This window comes from Pseudomonas sp. GW823-FHT01D03 (assembly GCF_058798255.1).
This window is the reverse complement of the sequence record NZ_JBXAKK010000001.1, coordinates 2,886,510-2,902,214: the sequence shown is the minus strand read 5'-3', so window position 1 is coordinate 2,902,214 and position 15,705 is coordinate 2,886,510. Positions and strand designations below refer to the sequence as shown.

General features: G+C 61.2%; 10 protein-coding genes. 4 read left to right on the top strand and 6 right to left on the bottom strand.

Annotated features, from left to right (window positions below; all coding sequences use genetic code 11):
• Positions 1 to 63: 63 nt before the first annotated feature.
• The 3 genes from glgB to AC1RBR_RS12585 form a co-directional block, all read right to left on the bottom strand.
• A complete protein-coding gene (gene glgB, locus AC1RBR_RS12595; protein WP_492564689.1) occupies positions 64 to 2,295 on the bottom strand; it encodes a 1,4-alpha-glucan branching protein GlgB in 2,232 nt (743 codons plus the stop codon).
• Between the two features lie 2 nt (positions 2,296 to 2,297).
• Positions 2,298 to 5,639 carry a maltose alpha-D-glucosyltransferase gene (treS, locus tag AC1RBR_RS12590; protein WP_492564687.1) on the bottom strand — a complete coding sequence of 1,114 codons (3,342 nt, stop codon included), beginning with the start codon at positions 5,637 to 5,639 and terminating at the stop codon, positions 2,298 to 2,300.
• A 183-nt stretch (positions 5,640 to 5,822) separates the two neighbouring features.
• Positions 5,823 to 7,820, bottom strand: a complete 1,998-nt coding sequence (locus AC1RBR_RS12585) for an alpha-1,4-glucan--maltose-1-phosphate maltosyltransferase (RefSeq protein ID WP_098963917.1) — start codon at positions 7,818 to 7,820, stop codon at positions 5,823 to 5,825.
• Positions 7,821 to 8,037: 217 nt separating this feature from the next.
• Between AC1RBR_RS12585 and AC1RBR_RS12580 the strand changes: the two genes are divergently transcribed.
• Positions 8,038 to 8,196, top strand: coding sequence for a hypothetical protein (locus AC1RBR_RS12580; RefSeq protein WP_003224520.1), 159 nt, complete (start codon positions 8,038 to 8,040; stop codon positions 8,194 to 8,196).
• A 119-nt stretch (positions 8,197 to 8,315) separates the two neighbouring features.
• Here AC1RBR_RS12580 and AC1RBR_RS12575 read toward each other — a convergent pair whose 3' ends face one another.
• On the bottom strand, positions 8,316 to 8,828 hold the full coding sequence (locus AC1RBR_RS12575; RefSeq protein ID WP_095135570.1) for an MgtC/SapB family protein: 513 nt from the start codon (positions 8,826 to 8,828) through the stop codon (positions 8,316 to 8,318).
• Positions 8,829 to 8,951: 123 nt separating this feature from the next.
• Here AC1RBR_RS12575 and AC1RBR_RS12570 point away from each other — a divergent pair, with 123 nt between their 5' ends.
• The 3 genes from AC1RBR_RS12570 (at position 8,952) to mapR (ending at position 12,404) form a co-directional block, all read left to right on the top strand.
• Entirely contained in the window at positions 8,952 to 9,200 is a 249-nt protein-coding gene (locus AC1RBR_RS12570; protein WP_095135567.1) for a DUF3203 family protein, read from the top strand.
• Between the two features lie 195 nt (positions 9,201 to 9,395).
• Positions 9,396 to 10,826 carry a cytochrome c oxidase accessory protein CcoG gene (gene ccoG, locus AC1RBR_RS12565; RefSeq protein WP_492564684.1) on the top strand — a complete coding sequence of 477 codons (1,431 nt, stop codon included), beginning with the start codon at positions 9,396 to 9,398 and terminating at the stop codon, positions 10,824 to 10,826.
• 168 nt (positions 10,827 to 10,994) lie between these two features.
• Positions 10,995 to 12,404 (top strand): GntR family transcriptional regulator MpaR, encoded by a 1,410-nt coding sequence (gene mapR, locus AC1RBR_RS12560; protein WP_095135565.1) that lies wholly within the window; start codon positions 10,995 to 10,997, stop codon positions 12,402 to 12,404.
• A 142-nt stretch (positions 12,405 to 12,546) separates the two neighbouring features.
• On the opposite strand, the gene AC1RBR_RS12555 is transcribed toward mapR, so the two are convergent.
• Positions 12,547 to 13,293, bottom strand: a complete 747-nt coding sequence (locus tag AC1RBR_RS12555) for an SDR family oxidoreductase (protein ID WP_095135563.1) — start codon at positions 13,291 to 13,293, stop codon at positions 12,547 to 12,549.
• 243 nt (positions 13,294 to 13,536) lie between these two features.
• Positions 13,537 to 15,618 (bottom strand): putative bifunctional diguanylate cyclase/phosphodiesterase, encoded by a 2,082-nt coding sequence (locus AC1RBR_RS12550; protein ID WP_492564681.1) that lies wholly within the window; start codon positions 15,616 to 15,618, stop codon positions 13,537 to 13,539.
• Between the last annotated feature and the right edge of the window lie 87 nt (positions 15,619 to 15,705).

Sequence of the window (15,705 nt, the reverse complement as noted above, 5' to 3'; positions counted from 1 at the left end):
CAGGGAGACGCATTCCAAATGTAGGAGTGAGCCTGCTCGCGATGGCAGGGACGCGGTCGCGGATCAACCCTCCGGTTTGAGAATCAACACCGCCAGCGGCGGCAGATTCAGCTCCAGCGACAGCGACTGGCCATGGCTCGGCACCTCTTCGGTAAACGCCCCGCCGCCATTGCCATAATTGGACCCGGCGTAGGTGTCGGCATCGCTGTTGAGCAGCTCGTTCCAGCGCCCGGCGAACGGCACGCCGACCCGGTACGACTGCCGCGGCACCGGAGTGAAGTTGGCCACCACCAGCACCGGTTTGCCGTCCTTGCTCCAGCGCAGCCACGCGTACACGCTGTTGATCGCATCATCGCCAATCAGCCACTGGAAACCCTGCGGCGCATCGTCCTGATCGTGCAGCGCCGGTTCCTCGCGGTACAAACGGTTGAGGTCACCGACCAGTTTCTGCACGCCTTTGTGTTCCGAGTATTGCAGCAGGTACCAGTCCAATTGCTGATCGTGATTCCACTCGCGCCACTGGCCGAATTCGCAGCCCATGAACAACAGCTTCTTGCCCGGATGGGTCCACATGAAACTCAGATAGGCGCGCAGGTTGGCGAATTTCTGCCAGCGGTCGCCGGGCATCTTGTCGATCAGCGAGTGCTTGCCGTGCACCACTTCGTCGTGGGAGATCGGCAGGATGAAGCGCTCGGACCAGGCGTACACCAGACCGAAACTCAATTCGTTGTGGTGATGCGCACGGTACACCGGATCCTGCTGGATGTAGTGCAGCGAGTCGTGCATCCAGCCCATGTTCCATTTGTAGGCGAAACCGAGACCACCCTGCTGGGTGCTCTGGCTGACGCCCGGCCATGCGGTGGACTCCTCGGCGATCACCAGTGCGCCCGGTGCTTCCAGTTCGACCACGTCATTCAAGTGGCGGAGGAAATCAATCGCCTCGAGGTTCTCGCGCCCGCCGTGACGGTTCGGTACCCATTCGCCGGCCTTGCGCGAATAGTCGCGATACAGCATCGAGGCCACCGCATCGACGCGCAGGCCATCGATGTGGAAATGCTTCAACCAGTGCAACGCCGACGCCAGCATGTAGCCGTGAACTTCAGTGCGCCCAAGGTTGTAAATCAGCGTGTCCCAGTCCTGATGAAAGCCTTCCAGCGGGTTGCCGTATTCGTACAACGCCGTGCCGTCGAACTGCGCCAGACCGTGAGTATCAGTGGGGAAATGCGCTGGCACCCAGTCAAGGATCACGCCGATGTCGGCACGGTGGCAGGCATCGACGAACTCACCGAATTGCTCCGGCGTGCCGTATCGGGCGCTCGGGGCGAATTGCGAGAGCAACTGATAACCCCACGAACCACCAAACGGGTGCTCCATGATCGGCATCAGTTCGATGTGGGTGAAACCCAGCTCCTTGACGTAAGGAATCAAGCGCTCGGCCAGTTCCGGCCAAGTGTACTGGCGAGCGACTTCGCCCAGATCGTCCAGTTCGCACTGCCACGAGCCGGCATGCAATTCGTAGATCGACAGCGGCGCTGAATGCTTCTGCCGTTCGCGACGGCCGTTCATCCAGTCATGATCCTGCCAGTTGATCTGCAGCGGTGCGGCGACTTTCGACGCGGTGTCCGGCGGCAGGCTGGTGGCCAGGGCCATCGGGTCGGCCTTCAGCGGCAGGATGCCGTGGGCGCCGAGGATTTCGTATTTGTACAACTCCCCTGCTTGCAGGCGCGGAATGAACAACTCCCAGACCCCGGACGGATGGCGCAGGCGCATCGGATGCCGGCGACCGTCCCACACGTTGAAATCGCCGACCACCGACACTCGGCGAGCATTCGGCGCCCACACGGCAAAACGCACACCGTCGACGCCATCGACCGTGGTCAGTTGCGCGCCGAGGCAACTGCTGAGGTCGCGGTGATTGCCTTCGGCGAACAGATACAAATCCATTTCGCCGAGCAACTGGCCAAAGCTGTAGGGATCTTCTGCGACCTGTTCGCCGCCGGCCCAACGAGTACGCAGCAGATACGGCCGCGCCTGATCGAAGTGACCGACAAACAATCCCGGCGTTTCGGTGGCTTGCAGTTCGCCGCGTTCTTCACCGCTGTCCTTGTCCAGCACTTCGACTTTCAACGCACCCGGCAGATAAGCGCGGATGAACTGCCCACCGGCACCATCACCGTGCGGGCCGAGAATGGAAAACGGGTCGTGGTGTTCCGCGCGCACCAGGGCGTCGATGTCCCGCGCCGCCGGCAATAACGCTTCTTTAGCGTGACCCTGTTCCTTGTTCGAGAAACTCATGACTACTCTCCACCAAGATCGGAAAAGGGTTTAAGCCCCGTCAATAACCCATACAAACCGTGCAACGGCACGGGCAGCCACGTGGGGCGATTTTCGGCTTCATAGGCCACTTCATAGGCCGCCTTCTCCAGGCCGAACAGCGCAAGCGCAGCGTCGGCACCCGCAGGATCCTGCCAGGCATGATCAAGACTAGCTGCCGCTTGGCGATACGCCTGAACAAATGCCTCGCGCGCCTCACGCAGGTAGCGCTCGGCAACCCGATGCCGGGCCGCTTCCGACTCTGGACTGTGATCGACGTTGTGCACGTTGATCGTCATCGCCGCCGCGTAATCGAAGGAACGCAGCACGCCGCTGACGTCCTTGTACGGACTGTGTTTGCCGCGCCGCTCGTGCAGCGACCGCGCCGGTTCACCCTCGAAATCGATCAGATAGGCATCGCCCTTGATCACCAGCACCTGACCCAGGTGCAGGTCGCCGTGGACGCGAATCCGCAAGCCGCCCACGGCTTTCTGCGCGAGTTCCTGCACATGGCCGAGGATGACTTTTTTGTTGTCGAGCAGCCGCGCGACCATTTTCTGATCCGCCGCGCTCAGATGACTCTGATGCTGCTTGAGCAGCTTCAACGCATGCTCGACCTGCGCCGCAACGTCCTTGCCAGTGGCTTGGGCGTCCTTGGCGCTGGTGGTTTGCGGGGCGAAGTCGGCGTTGTCGCTTGGCGCCGCCAGCACTTGGTGCATTTCGCCCAAACGCTGGCCGAGCATGCCGGCAAAGTCCTTCAGCTCGCCGAGGGCGTTGTAATGCTGTTCCTGCTCGGACATCGCGTCCGCCAGTTCATCACGCAACGCTCGCTCGAGGTTGTTCTGCGTCCATTCCCAGGCATCGCCCTGATTGCTCAGATAGCCTTGGGCGATCATCAGTAGATTGTCTTCGCCAGCGGCGTCGCGGCGGATCACCGAGCCGAGCAGCGGCGAGATGTTGGCGAAACCGGCCTCGGTCAGGTACGCGCTCATTTCCAGTTCCGGGTGAACACCCGAAGCGACCTTGCGGATCAGCTTCAGCACCAGACTGTTGCCGATCACCACCGAACTGTTCGATTGCTCGGCCGACAGATAACGCACCTCGGATTCGGCGCCGAGGCCGAGTTTTTCCAGTTGCGCGGTCGGCGCGAAACGAATCTCGCCCTGTTCGGAATTGAGCACGGTGTTGCTCTGCATGCCTTGCAGCACCGCGTGCACAAACGTTTCGAGGCTGAACGCATCAGTGATCAGACCGACCTGACGCCCGCGACGAACACGGGACAACGCCAGTTGCTGCGGCAACGCCGGCCCGACCTGATCTTCGGCGATGAAGCCGAACGGCAGTTGGTAGCGGCTGGTTTGCCCGGCGCTGGTGACTTCGATCTCGCTGAGCAGCACCGGATGCTGCGCATCGCCGAAGCGCACGCCGTAGGCCAGATTGACCTGTTCGATGGCTGCGTCCTTGCCGGCGAACCAGCGGCGGTTCTGCAACCAGCTCGGCAGGATGCTCTGCTCCAGGGTATTGCGGGTCGGCGCTTCGAGCAGCTCTTCCATGCGTTTTTTCAGCACCAGGGTGGTGAAGTCCGGCAGGCTCTGCGCCGGCTCCACGTGCCAGCTCGGCATCTGGTTTTCCGCAGCCAGGGCGAACCAGTAGAAACCGTACGGCGCCAGGGTCAGGAGGAAATTCAACTGGCCGATCGGCGGGAACGCGTTACCGCCGAGCATCTCCACCGGAACCATGCCGACGTACGCCGACAGATCGAGTTCCGCCGCTTGCGCGCTGCGCGAGACGTTGGCCACGCAAAGAATGATTTCGTGCTTGCCGTCGACGTCAGTGAACTCACGGGTGTAGGCCAGAATCCGTCGGTTGCTCGGCGAGAGCATCTTCAGCGTGCCACGGCCGAATGCCTTGGATTGCTTGCGCACGGCGAGCATGCGTCGCGTCCAGTTGAGCAGCGAATGCGGATCGCCGGCCTGGGTTTCGACGTTGACCGACAGATAACCGTATTGCGGGTCCATGATCGGCGGCAGCACCAGACTGGCCGGATCGGCGCGGGAGAAACCGCCATTGCGGTCAATCGACCATTGCATCGGCGTACGCACGCCGTCGCGGTCGCCGAGGTAGATGTTGTCGCCCATGCCGATTTCATCGCCGTAATACAACGTCGGCGTGCCGGGCATCGACAGCAGCAGGCTGTTGAGCAACTCGACGCGGCGGCGGTCTCGCTCCATCAACGGTGCCAGACGCCGACGAATGCCGAGGTTGATCCGCGCGCGGCGGTCAGCGGCGTAGTAGTTCCACAGGTAGTCGCGCTCTTTGTCGGTGACCATCTCCAGCGTCAGCTCATCGTGGTTACGCAGGAAGATTGCCCACTGGCAGTTGGCCGGAATCTCGGGGGTCTGACGCAGAATGTCGGTGATCGGGAAGCGATCTTCCTGGGCCAGCGCCATGTACATACGCGGCATCAGCGGGAAGTGAAACGCCATGTGGCATTCGTCGCCGTTGACGCCCTCGGCATCGGTGTCACCGAAGTACAGCTGGGTGTCTTCCGGCCATTGGTTGGCCTCGGCCAGCAGCATGCGGTCGGGGTAATTCGCATCGATCTCGGCACGAATCTGCTTGAGGACGTCGTGGGTCTCGGGCAGGTTTTCGTTGTTGGTGCCGTCGCGTTCGATCAGGTACGGAATCGCGTCGAGACGCAGGCCGTCGATGCCCATGTCCAGCCAGTAACGCATCACCGACAGCACCGCTTTCATCACTTGCGGATTGTCGAAGTTGAGGTCGGGCTGGTGCGAATAGAAACGGTGCCAGAAGTACTGGCCGGCGACCGGGTCCCAGGTCCAGTTGGACTTTTCGGTGTCGAGGAAGATGATCCGCGTGCCGTCATATTTCTGGTCGTCATCCGACCACACATAAAAGTCGCGCGCCGCCGAACCGGGCTTGGCCTTGCGCGCCCGCTGGAACCACGGGTGCTGATCCGAGGTGTGGTTGATGACCAACTCGGTGATCACCCGCAAACCCCGCTTGTGCGCCTCGGCGATAAAGCGCTTGGCGTCGGCCATGGTCCCGTAGTCGCTGTGTACGCCGCGGTATTCGGCAATGTCGTAACCGTCATCGCGACGTGGCGACGGATAGAATGGCAGTAGCCAGATGGTGTTGACGCCGAGTTCGGCGATGTAGTCGAGTTTGGCGATCAGGCCGGGAAAGTCGCCGATCCCGTCATTGTTGGAGTCGAAAAACGATTTGACGTGAACTTGATAGATCACCGCATCCTTGTACCAGAGCGGGTCTTTGATAAAGGTGGCTGCCTTGGGTTTCTTCGCCATGTGAAACTCCTGTTCAATTCCGGAAAGCCACACGGCTAATACCTGTGGCGAGGGAGCTTGCTCCCGCTGGGTTGCGAAGCAGCCCCGTTGAATTTGTTCTGATGCACCGCGTTCACTTGGGTTACGACTGCTGCGCAGCCGAGCGGGAGCAAGCTCCCTCGCCACAAGGTTCTGTGCACGACCTTACGCGGCAGTAATCCGCCAGATCCCGAACGGCTGGTACGCCGGGTCGATGCGCATGAACTGGTACTTGCCATGCCAGTCCCAGCGATGCCCGTTCATCAAATCCTCACCGTGGGTGGTCGCGTCGTCGGGCAGGCCCATCTCCCACAGCGGCAGTTCGAAATTGGCTTCCTGCACGTTGTGCGGATCGAGGCTCACCGCCACCAGAATGAAATTGCTGCCGTCAAAGCTGCGCTTGCCGAAGTACAGAATGTTGTCGTTCCACGCGTTGTAAACCTTCAGCCCCAGGTGCGTGTGCAACGCCGGGTTCTGCCGGCGGATGCGGTTGAGCTGGGCGATTTCGGCAATGATGTTGCCCGGCGCATTGAAGTCGCGGACGCGGATCTCGTACTTCTCCGAATCGAGATACTCCTCCTTGCCCGGCACCGGTGCCGCCTCACACAGCTCATAACCGGAATACATGCCCCACAGGCCCGACCCCATGGTCGCCAGCGCCGCCCGGATGAGAAAGCCCGGACGCCCCGACTCATGCAGGAACGCCGGGTTGATGTCCGGCGTGTTGACGAAGAAGTTCGGCCGGTAGCATTCACGCCACGGCGACTCGTTGAGTTCGGTGAAATAGGTCGCCAGCTCCGACTTGGTGTTACGCCAGGTGAAATAGGTGTAGCTCTGGCTGTAACCGACCTTGCCCAGACGCGCCATCATCGCCGGCGTGGTGAACGCCTCGGCGAGGAAGATCACTTCCGGGTGCAGCGCCCGCACATCGGCGATCAGCCATTGCCAGAACGGCAGCGGCTTGGTGTGCGGATTGTCGACGCGGAAGATTTTCACACCTTCGTTGACCCAGCCGACGACGATATCGCGCAGTTCCACCCAGAGGCTGGGGATCGCATCCGGCGCATAGAAGTCGACGTTGACGATGTCCTGGTATTTCTTTGGCGGGTTTTCTGCGTATTTGATCGTGCCGTCCGGGCGCCAGTTGAACCAGCCCGGATGCTGCTTGAGCCACGGGTGATCCTGCGAACACTGAATGGCGAAATCGAGGGCGATTTCCAGGCCATGCTCAGCGGCAGCGGCGACCAACCGGCGGAAGTCTTCGCGGGTGCCGAGCTGCGAGTGAATCGCCTCATGACCACCCTCCTCGCTGCCGATCGCGTAGGGACTGCCCGGATCATCGGGACCTGCGGTCAGAGAATTGTTGCGGCCCTTGCGGTGGGCACGGCCGATCGGGTGGATCGGCGTGAAGTACAGCACGTCGAACCCCATGTCCTGAATCATCGGCAGCCGCGAGTGCACATCGTTGAAAGTGCCGTGACGCTTGGGATCGTCGGTGATCGAGCGCGGAAACAGCTCGTACCAACTGGCGAATTCGGCCAGCTCCCGTTCGACATCCACCGGGAATTCGGCGCTCAGGCTCAGATAGGCGCGGTGATCGGCCTGCGCCATCAATTGCGCACTGCGCGAGTGCAGAAACAGCGCCACCTGCTCGGTTTCGAGCAGGCCGGACAATTCATGATGCAAGGCAGCGAGTTCCTCGCTGAGCTGACCTTCGCTGCGTTCGGCAGCCTGCTGCACCATGCTGCGGCCTTCCTGCAGTTCGAGTGACACCGGGACGGCGGCGTTGTGCTTTTTCTCCAGTTCGTACTGGAAACTGGCGAAATGGTCGATCCACGCTTCGATGCAATACAGGTAGCGCCCCTGGCGTTCGGGACGAAACTGCCCCTGCCAACTGTTATTGCCCAGCTCGTTCATCACCTCGCTGTGCCAACTCTCCTCGCCCTCGGCACGCCAGCGGATGCGCACGGCCAGCTTGTCGTGGCCGTCGGCAAAGACCTTGCTGGTGACGATCACGTCACGCTCGACGATCGACTTGACGGCAAACTGCCCGCCATCGAGGGTCGGCATGGTGTTTTCGATCACGATGCGCGGCAGCAGCAATGCCTGCGACAGCGGCATGTGCGGGTTGTAGCTCTGCTCTGAAGGTTTTTCAGCAGACATCGAGCATCTCTCCTTAACGCCCCAAGGACGCTCTTGTGCCGGAACAGTGTTCACAATGAGGCACCGGCCCCGACTTGAACTCACTTAGGTTCCGAGCGACCGGCGCGGGGAAAAGTTCACAGGGATTTGTCTGGACAGAAAAGCGGATCGAATTCATCACACGGTGGTCAATCCACTTAAGCACTTCTCACGCCATGTGCCACACGGAGGTCTACAGATGAACATCCCGATCCCGGCCGAAACGCCCGATCCGAACATCGACAAACCCACCCTGCCCGAGACCGAGCCGCAACCGATCCCCGAGCAGGAACCCCCAGGCACCACGCCACCGCCGAAGGAAGAACCACCGACGACGATGCCGCCCGTAATCGTCTGAGCATGTGCCCCCCATCCTGTAAGAGCTGCCGCAGGCTGCGATCTTTTGATCTTGTTTTTAAGAGCAAAATCAAAAGATCGCAGCCTTCGGCAGCTCCTACAGGAGTTAATCCAAGGTTGTTACAGGTGTGGTTTTTTCTCCCCTTCCTTCTCGAACAACCTGACCACCCGCGGCATCACACTGAAGATCCCCAGCGCCAGCAAGGTGCTGAGCAGCGCAGTGGCTTCCCTGCCCAACCCGGTCGCCACGCCGATCGCCGCCGTCATCCACAACCCGGCAGCCGTGGTCAGTCCTTTGACATGCCCCTCATCGCCTGCCTGATTCTTCAGAATCGTCCCGGCACCGAGAAAGCCGATCCCGGCGATCACCCCCTGCAACACCCGGCTCATCGCATCGGATTCAGCCCCTGAAGTCTGCGGCACCAGCACAAACAGCGCCGCCCCCAACGCCACCAGCATGTGCGTGCGCACCCCGGCGGCCTTGCCCTTGTGCTCACGTTCGAAACCGAGAATCCCACCCAGCACCGCCGCCATCAGCAGGCGCACGGTGATGCGTGTCAATTGCGAGGCATCGCCGATGTCGGCGAACTCCGCTTGCAGCGTTTCCCACACTTCATGCCACCAGGCGTTCATTGCACCGTCCTTTCTTATTGGTCGTTAGTGGATGGACAGCAGCGACCATTAATCAGTTGCGCAGAACGATTGGCAAAGCACGCGCCCTAACCTTTTAGGTACCCATGAAAAAAGGACAGCCTCATGCCCGTTCGAATCGATGAATCCAATCCCGAATCAAAAGTGTGTTTTTTCAGCGTCGAAAATGGCGAGGAAATTCGCATCTGCGACACGCTGGAAGTCAAAACCGATAGTGAAAAGGCCATGTCTTTTGTAGAGGTTGAAAACCGGCGCATCTACATCACCGAAGCAGAAGCCGACGCCTTGACCGTCGCCGGCGCGAAGGATGGTCGCAAGCACCTGAAGGCCGACGAGAGTGATTCGGTGATTTGACTGACCCTGATCAACATCCGGCGCAGACGCCTGCGATAGGCGTTTGCGCCTGCGCCTGCGGGCTGCTTCAAGTTGTCGCAGGATGTGTGCCCAGAGCCATCTGATACGCTTTTTATTAAAATAGCTGAGTCTGTTATGCAAACAGATCGGCGCTCATAGTTCGCTCGCCTGATGGAGGCTGATGAGCGAATGACCATGAGCGAACAAATCCCCGTCCGAACCGTAGAAGCAAGCCCCACCATAAAAAATGTGCCTGGTCGCCCGATGAAGGCGAAGGCCGGCTCCACCGACACGCAGATCCACACCCGCAGTTTCACCGGCCTGTTCCGCACCTTGCGCATCAGCGGCGCGGGCTTTCTGTTTCTGCTGTTCTTCGGCACCGTGTGGCTGAACTGGGGTGGCCGCCAGGCGGTGCTGTGGGACTTGGCCGAAAGCAAATTCCACATCTTTGGCGCGACCTTCTGGCCGCAGGATTTCATCCTGCTCTCGGCGCTGCTGATCATTGCCGCGTTCGGCCTGTTCGCCATCACCGTGTTCGCCGGCCGGGTCTGGTGTGGTTACACCTGCCCGCAGAGTTCGTGGACGTGGATCTTCATGTGGTGCGAGAAAGTCACCGAAGGCGAACGCAACCAGCGGATCAAACTGCAAGCGGCGCCCTGGGGCCTGAACAAACTGGCGCGGCGCGCGGCCAAGCACACCCTGTGGCTGGCGATCAGCGTGATGACCGGGCTGACCTTCGTCGGCTACTTCACCCCGATCCGCCCGCTGGCCGAAGAGCTGTTCACCCTGCAGATCGGCGGGGTCAGTCTGTTCTGGGTGTTGTTTTTCACCGCCGCCACTTACATCAACGCCGGATGGCTGCGCGAAGCGGTGTGCATGCACATGTGCCCGTATGCGCGGTTCCAGAGCGTGATGTTCGACAAGGACACCCTGGCGATTTCCTACGACGTGGCCCGTGGCGAAAACCGTGGCCCGCGTAAACGTGATGTGAAGCCCGCCGAAGCAGGACTGGGTGATTGCATCGATTGCCAGTTGTGCGTGCAGGTATGCCCGACCGGCATCGACATCCGCGACGGCCTGCAGATGGAGTGCATCGGCTGCGCGGCGTGCATCGACGCCTGTGATTCGATCATGGACAAAATGAATTATCCGCGCGGCCTGATCCGCTACAGTTCCGAGCGCGAATTGCAGGGTGGCAAGACCCATCTGCTGCGACCACGGCTGATCGGTTATGTCGCGCTGCTGCTGGTGATGATCGGCGCCCTGGCGCTGGCGTTGGTCGAGCGGCCAATGGTCTCGCTGGACGTGACCAAGGATCGCGGGCTGTTCCGCGAAAACGGTCAGGGCCAGATCGAGAACATCTACACCCTTAAGGTGATCAACAAGACCCAGCAGCGCCAGGACTACCACCTGAGCCTGGTGGACGGCGACGGCTTCCAGTTGCAGGGCAAGACCGAACTGAGTCTGGCGCCGGGGGAGATTGTCGACGTGCCAGTGTCGGTAGCGATGACCACCGAGCGTCCGGCCAGCAGCTCGCAGACCTTGAGCTTCAAGATCGCCGACAGCGACGAGCCGCAGATTTATAGCGTGGCGAAAAGCAGGTTTGTGGCGCCGATGAATCGTTGAGCCTTTAAGATGCAGCTCTCTTTTGACACTGTGATACCTGTGGCGAGGGAGCTTGCTCCCGCTTGAGTGCGCAGCACTCACAAGCTTTTGGGGCCGCTGCGCAGCCCAGCGGGAGCAAGCTCCCTCGCCACAACAAGCAATTCGAATTCAGTCCATCGCGGGATACCGATGAAACGCTACGAAAAATTCGCCGACGACATCGCTGAACTGATCCGCTCCGGCGTCCTCGGCCCCGGGCAACGGGTGCCGTCGGTGCGCTACGCCAGCCAGACTTACGGGGTCAGCCCGTCCACGGTGTTCCAGGCCTATTACCTGCTGGAACGTCGCGGCCTGATTCGCGCGCGGCCGCGCTCCGGCTACTTCGTCAACACCCACGCACCGAGTCCGTTCTCGGAGCCGGTGATCAGCAGCCACGTCAACGACTCCACCGAAGTCGACGTCAGCGAACTGGTGTTCTCAGTGCTGGAATCGATCAAGGACCCGAGCACCGTGCCCTTCGGCTCCGCGTTCCCCAGCCCGACCCTGTTCCCGTTGCAGCGTCTGTCGCGTTCGCTGGCCAGTGCCGCGCGGGAGATGGACCCGCGCATGGTGGTCACCGACATGTCGCCGGGCAACCCGCAACTGCGCCGACAGATCGCCCTGCGCTACATGGTCGGCGGGCTGATGCTGCCGATGGAAGAACTGCTGATCACCAACGGCGCCCTCGAAGCGCTGAACCTGTGCCTGCAAGCGGTCACCGAGCCGGGCGATCTGGTAGCCATCGAAGCTCCGGCGTTCTACGCCAGCCTGCAAGTGCTGGAGCGCTTGAAACTCAAAGCCGTGGAAATCCCCGTGCACCCGCGCGACGGTATCGACCTCAACGTGCTCGCCCAGACCCTGGAACGGCACCCGGTCAAGGCCTGCTGGTGCATGACCAGTTTCCAGAACCCGATGGGCGCGACCATGCCCGAGGCGAAGAAACAGGAACTGGTCGAGCTGCTGCGCCTGCATCAGGTGCCGCTGATCGAGGACGATGTCTACGCCGAACTCTATTACGGTCAGCAAGCGCCGAAACCGGCCAAGGCGTTCGACACCGAAGGGCTGGTGATGCACTGCGGTTCGTTCGCCAAGAGCCTGGCCCCCGGCTACCGCATCGGCTGGGTCGCTGCCGGGCGCTACGCACAGAAAATCGAACGACTGAAACTGATGACCTCGCTCTGCGCCTCAATGCCGGCGCAAGCGGCCATCGCCGACTACCTGCAACACGGCGGCTACGACCGTCACCTGCGCAAACTGCGCTATGCCCTGGAAGAACAGCAAAGCGCGATGCTCGCAGCGATCGCTCGGTATTTCCCGGCACAGACCCGCGTCAGCCAGCCGGCCGGCGGCTACTTTCTGTGGCTGGAACTGCCACCGCAGATGGATTCGTTGAAGTTGTTTCAGATGGCATTGGCGCAGGGCATCAGCATCGCGCCGGGGCCGATCTTCTCGCCGACCCAGCGGTTCAGGAATTGTATTCGCCTGAACTACGGCAGCCCGTGGACCGAGGATTCGGAGAAGGCGATGGAGACGTTGGGGCGGATTGTGCGGTCGTTCTGACAGTTGGATGTTGCCGCTCATGACGCCTTCGCGAGCAAGCCCGCTCCCACAGTAGATCGCATTCCATCTGGAGAAACGCGGTCTACTGTGGGAGCGGGCTTGCTCGCGAAGAGGCCGGATCAGGCAACACAAATCCCAACGATCAGCGCCCACCACCCAGATCAACAAACGTCCCGGTCGCATACGAAGCCTTATCGGAAAGCAGCCAGACAATCGCCTCCGCGACCTCATCCGGGCGTCCGCCCCGGGCCATCGGGATCGCCGACTCAAGCTTGCTGACCCGATCCGGATCGCCACTCAGTGCATGGAAATCGGTATAGATATAGCCCGGACGCACCGCGTTGACCCGAATCCCCTCGCCCGCCACTTCCTTGGACAAACCGATGGTGAAGGTGTCGAGCGCACCTTTGGACGCCGCGTAGTCGACGTACTCGTTGGGCGAGCCCAGGCGTGCGGCGACCGAGGAGACGTTGACGATGCTGCCGCCCTGCCCGCCGTGTTTGGGCGACATGCGCAGGATCGCGTGCTTGGCGCAGAGGATCGGCGCCAGGACGTTGGTTTTCATTATTTTGAGAATGCGGAATTCGGACATTTCATCGACCCGCGACTTGTGCCCGACAGTGCCGGCGTTGTTCACCAGCGCGGTGACCCGACCGAGTTCGGTATCGACCCGCTGAAACAGCGCGATCACTTCGTCTTCGATGCTGACATCGGCGCGTACCGCAATGGCTTGCGCCCCCAGCGCCCGCACTTGCTCCAGCACGCTTTGCGCGGCCTGTTCATCCGACTGATAGTTGATGCAGATCCGATAGCCCTGTTCGGCAGCCAATAACGCCGTAGCGGCGCCGATTCCGCGCCCGCCACCGGTGATAACCATGACTTTATCCATGCTGGCCCTTCCCCCCAATGCACACGTAACAGTCGGGTGGAAGAATAACCGCCATTGGGCGGTTTTGCATGGGCTCTGTCAAAGACAAAACCATGCATGAGACTGAGAGGTTTTTTGTGGCGAGGGAGCTTGCTCCCGCTCGGCTGCGAAGCAGCCGTGAATCCGGCCAATACGGTACAACCGAGTAAAAACGGGTCCGCTTCGCGCCCCAGCGGGAGCAAGCTCCCTCGCCACAGAATGCAGTCAGACAGCGGCCAGAGCCTCTCCACGGGCAATGTTCTGCATGAAGCGATCCGCCGGCATCGGATGGCCCAACAGATAACCCTGCAACGAATCACAGCCCAACTGCGTGAGGAAATCCTGCTGCACGCCGGTCTCGACCCCCTCGGCAACAATCCGCAAACCCAGTGCCTGGCCCAGCGCCACAATCGCCGAGACGATGGCCGCGTCGTCGCTGTCGCGCTCCAGATCGCGGACAAAACCGCGGTCGATCTTCAGCTCGTTGGCCGGCAAGCGCTTGAGGTACATCAGGCTCGAATAGCCGGTGCCGAAGTCGTCGATCGACAGGTCGACGCCCATGTCCGACAACTCCTGCAACACCTTCATGCTCGCATCGGCGTCGCTCATGGCCGTGGTTTCGGTGATTTCCAGGGTCAGGCTATTGGCCGGCAGATGATGCGTCGCCAGCGCCCTGGCCACGCTCTGCACCAGCCCCGCGTGACAGAACTGCAAGGCCGAGAGGTTCACCGCGATGCGCCAGTCGGTGTAACCGAGCACGTACCATTCGCGCATCTGCCGGCAAGCTTCATTGAGCACCCATTCACCGATGGCGATGATCAGGCCGGTCTTCTCTGCCAGATCGATAAATTTGTCCGGCAGCAACATGCCCTGCATTGGATGCTGCCAGCGCAGCAGTGCTTCGGCACCGACCGGACGACCGCTGGCGGCGTCGAATTTGGGTTGGAAATACAGGCTGAACTGACTGTGCTCCAGCGCGGCGCGCAGATCTTGCAACAGCTGCAACTGCTTGCGCGCGTTGCTGTTCATCGAGGCATCGAAGAAGCTGTAACCGTTTTTGCCACTGCCCTTGGCGTGATACATCGCCGCGTCGGCGTTCATCAGCAATTCCTGAGCGTTCAGGCCGTTGCCCGGGTACAGGGCGATGCCGACGCTGGCAGAAATCTGCAAGTCGTGCTCGGCCACGCGAAACGCCTGACCAAGCAGCCCGACCTGACGCGCGGCCAGCCCCAGTGCATCGTCGGGTTCGCTCAGGCGCACCAGCAGCACGAACTCGTCGCCGCCGATCCGCGCCAGCGTATCCTGACTGCGCAGATCTTCGCGCAGGCGCACCCCGACTTCGCGCAACAACTGGTCGCCCATGTGATGGCCGAAGGCATCGTTGACCGGTTTGAAACCGTCCAGATCGATAAACATCAACGCAAAACAACCGCCCTGCTCCTCGACCTTCTTCATCGCCTGATTAATCCGGTCGTCCAGCAGCATGCGGTTCGGCAGACCGGTCAGGGTGTCGTGCAATGCCAGTTGCGTCAGTTCACGGTTGGCCAGGGTCAGCGAATGCGCCAAATCGGCGGTACGCGCTTCAAGGCGCGCATCGAGAATCGAAGTGAGCAAGGCGATCGACAGCACCGCCAGCGTGGTGATCAGCACCAGATTGTCGAGGCCGTTGCCCTTGAGGCCGTCGAGCGTCGCGCCGCAGAAACTGCCGTCAGGAAACTGCGCGGCGGCCATGCCGGTGTAGTGCATGCCGACAATCGCGATGCCCATGATCACTGCCGCACCACCTCGAATCAGACGCACATAAGGCGAGTGCTGACGCAGGCGGAAGGCGATCCATAACGCCGCCGCCGAGGCCCCGACCGCGATCAGCAATGAGGCACCGAACAGGGTCGGGTCGTAATCGATGCCCGGCATCATGCGCAGCGCGGCCATGCCGGTGTAATGCATTGCACTGATGCCGGCGCCCATGATCAGGGCGCCGAAACCCAACTGCAGGATCGGCAGTCTCGGCTGGCTGACCAGCCACAAGGCAAACCCGCAGGACAGCACGGCAATCAGCAGCGACAGCGCGGTAATCGCAATGTCGTAACCCAGTTCGATCGGCAGCTTGAAGGCGAGCATGCCGATGAAGTGCATCGACCAGACGCCGACCCCCATTGCCAGCGCGCCGCCCGCCGTCCAGAAATGCACTGCACGGCCACGGGCGCTGGCGATGCGCCCGGTCAGGTCGAGCGCGGTGTAGGACGCGAGGATCGCCACACACAAAGAAATGAAAACCAGGGTGAAGGAATAATTACCGATGAGCATGAAGATTCTCGCGACCACCCACGCCGTACTGCGTCCATTCTCGGCCGGGCAAATGCGGCGATTGTACTGATTGCGCGGAAGAACGCA

What these genes read in the sequence shown, in the direction of transcription:
- AC1RBR_RS12575 (WP_095135570.1), bottom strand. Translation starts at nt 8,828, where the DNA reads ATGAACGCCTGGTGGCATGAAGTGTGGGAAACGCTGCAAGCGGAGTTC.
- AC1RBR_RS12555 (WP_095135563.1), bottom strand. Translation starts at nt 13,293, where the DNA reads ATGGATAAAGTCATGGTTATCACCGGTGGCGGGCGCGGAATCGGCGCC.
- AC1RBR_RS12580 (WP_003224520.1), top strand. Translation starts at nt 8,038, where the DNA reads ATGAACATCCCGATCCCGGCCGAAACGCCCGATCCGAACATCGACAAA.
- glgB (WP_492564689.1), bottom strand. Translation starts at nt 2,295, where the DNA reads ATGAGTTTCTCGAACAAGGAACAGGGTCACGCTAAAGAAGCGTTATTG.
- treS (WP_492564687.1), bottom strand. Translation starts at nt 5,639, where the DNA reads ATGGCGAAGAAACCCAAGGCAGCCACCTTTATCAAAGACCCGCTCTGG.
- AC1RBR_RS12550 (WP_492564681.1), bottom strand. Translation starts at nt 15,618, where the DNA reads ATGCTCATCGGTAATTATTCCTTCACCCTGGTTTTCATTTCTTTGTGT.
- AC1RBR_RS12570 (WP_095135567.1), top strand. Translation starts at nt 8,952, where the DNA reads ATGCCCGTTCGAATCGATGAATCCAATCCCGAATCAAAAGTGTGTTTT.
- ccoG (WP_492564684.1), top strand. Translation starts at nt 9,396, where the DNA reads ATGAGCGAACAAATCCCCGTCCGAACCGTAGAAGCAAGCCCCACCATA.
- AC1RBR_RS12585 (WP_098963917.1), bottom strand. Translation starts at nt 7,820, where the DNA reads ATGTCTGCTGAAAAACCTTCAGAGCAGAGCTACAACCCGCACATGCCG.
- mapR (WP_095135565.1), top strand. Translation starts at nt 10,995, where the DNA reads ATGAAACGCTACGAAAAATTCGCCGACGACATCGCTGAACTGATCCGC.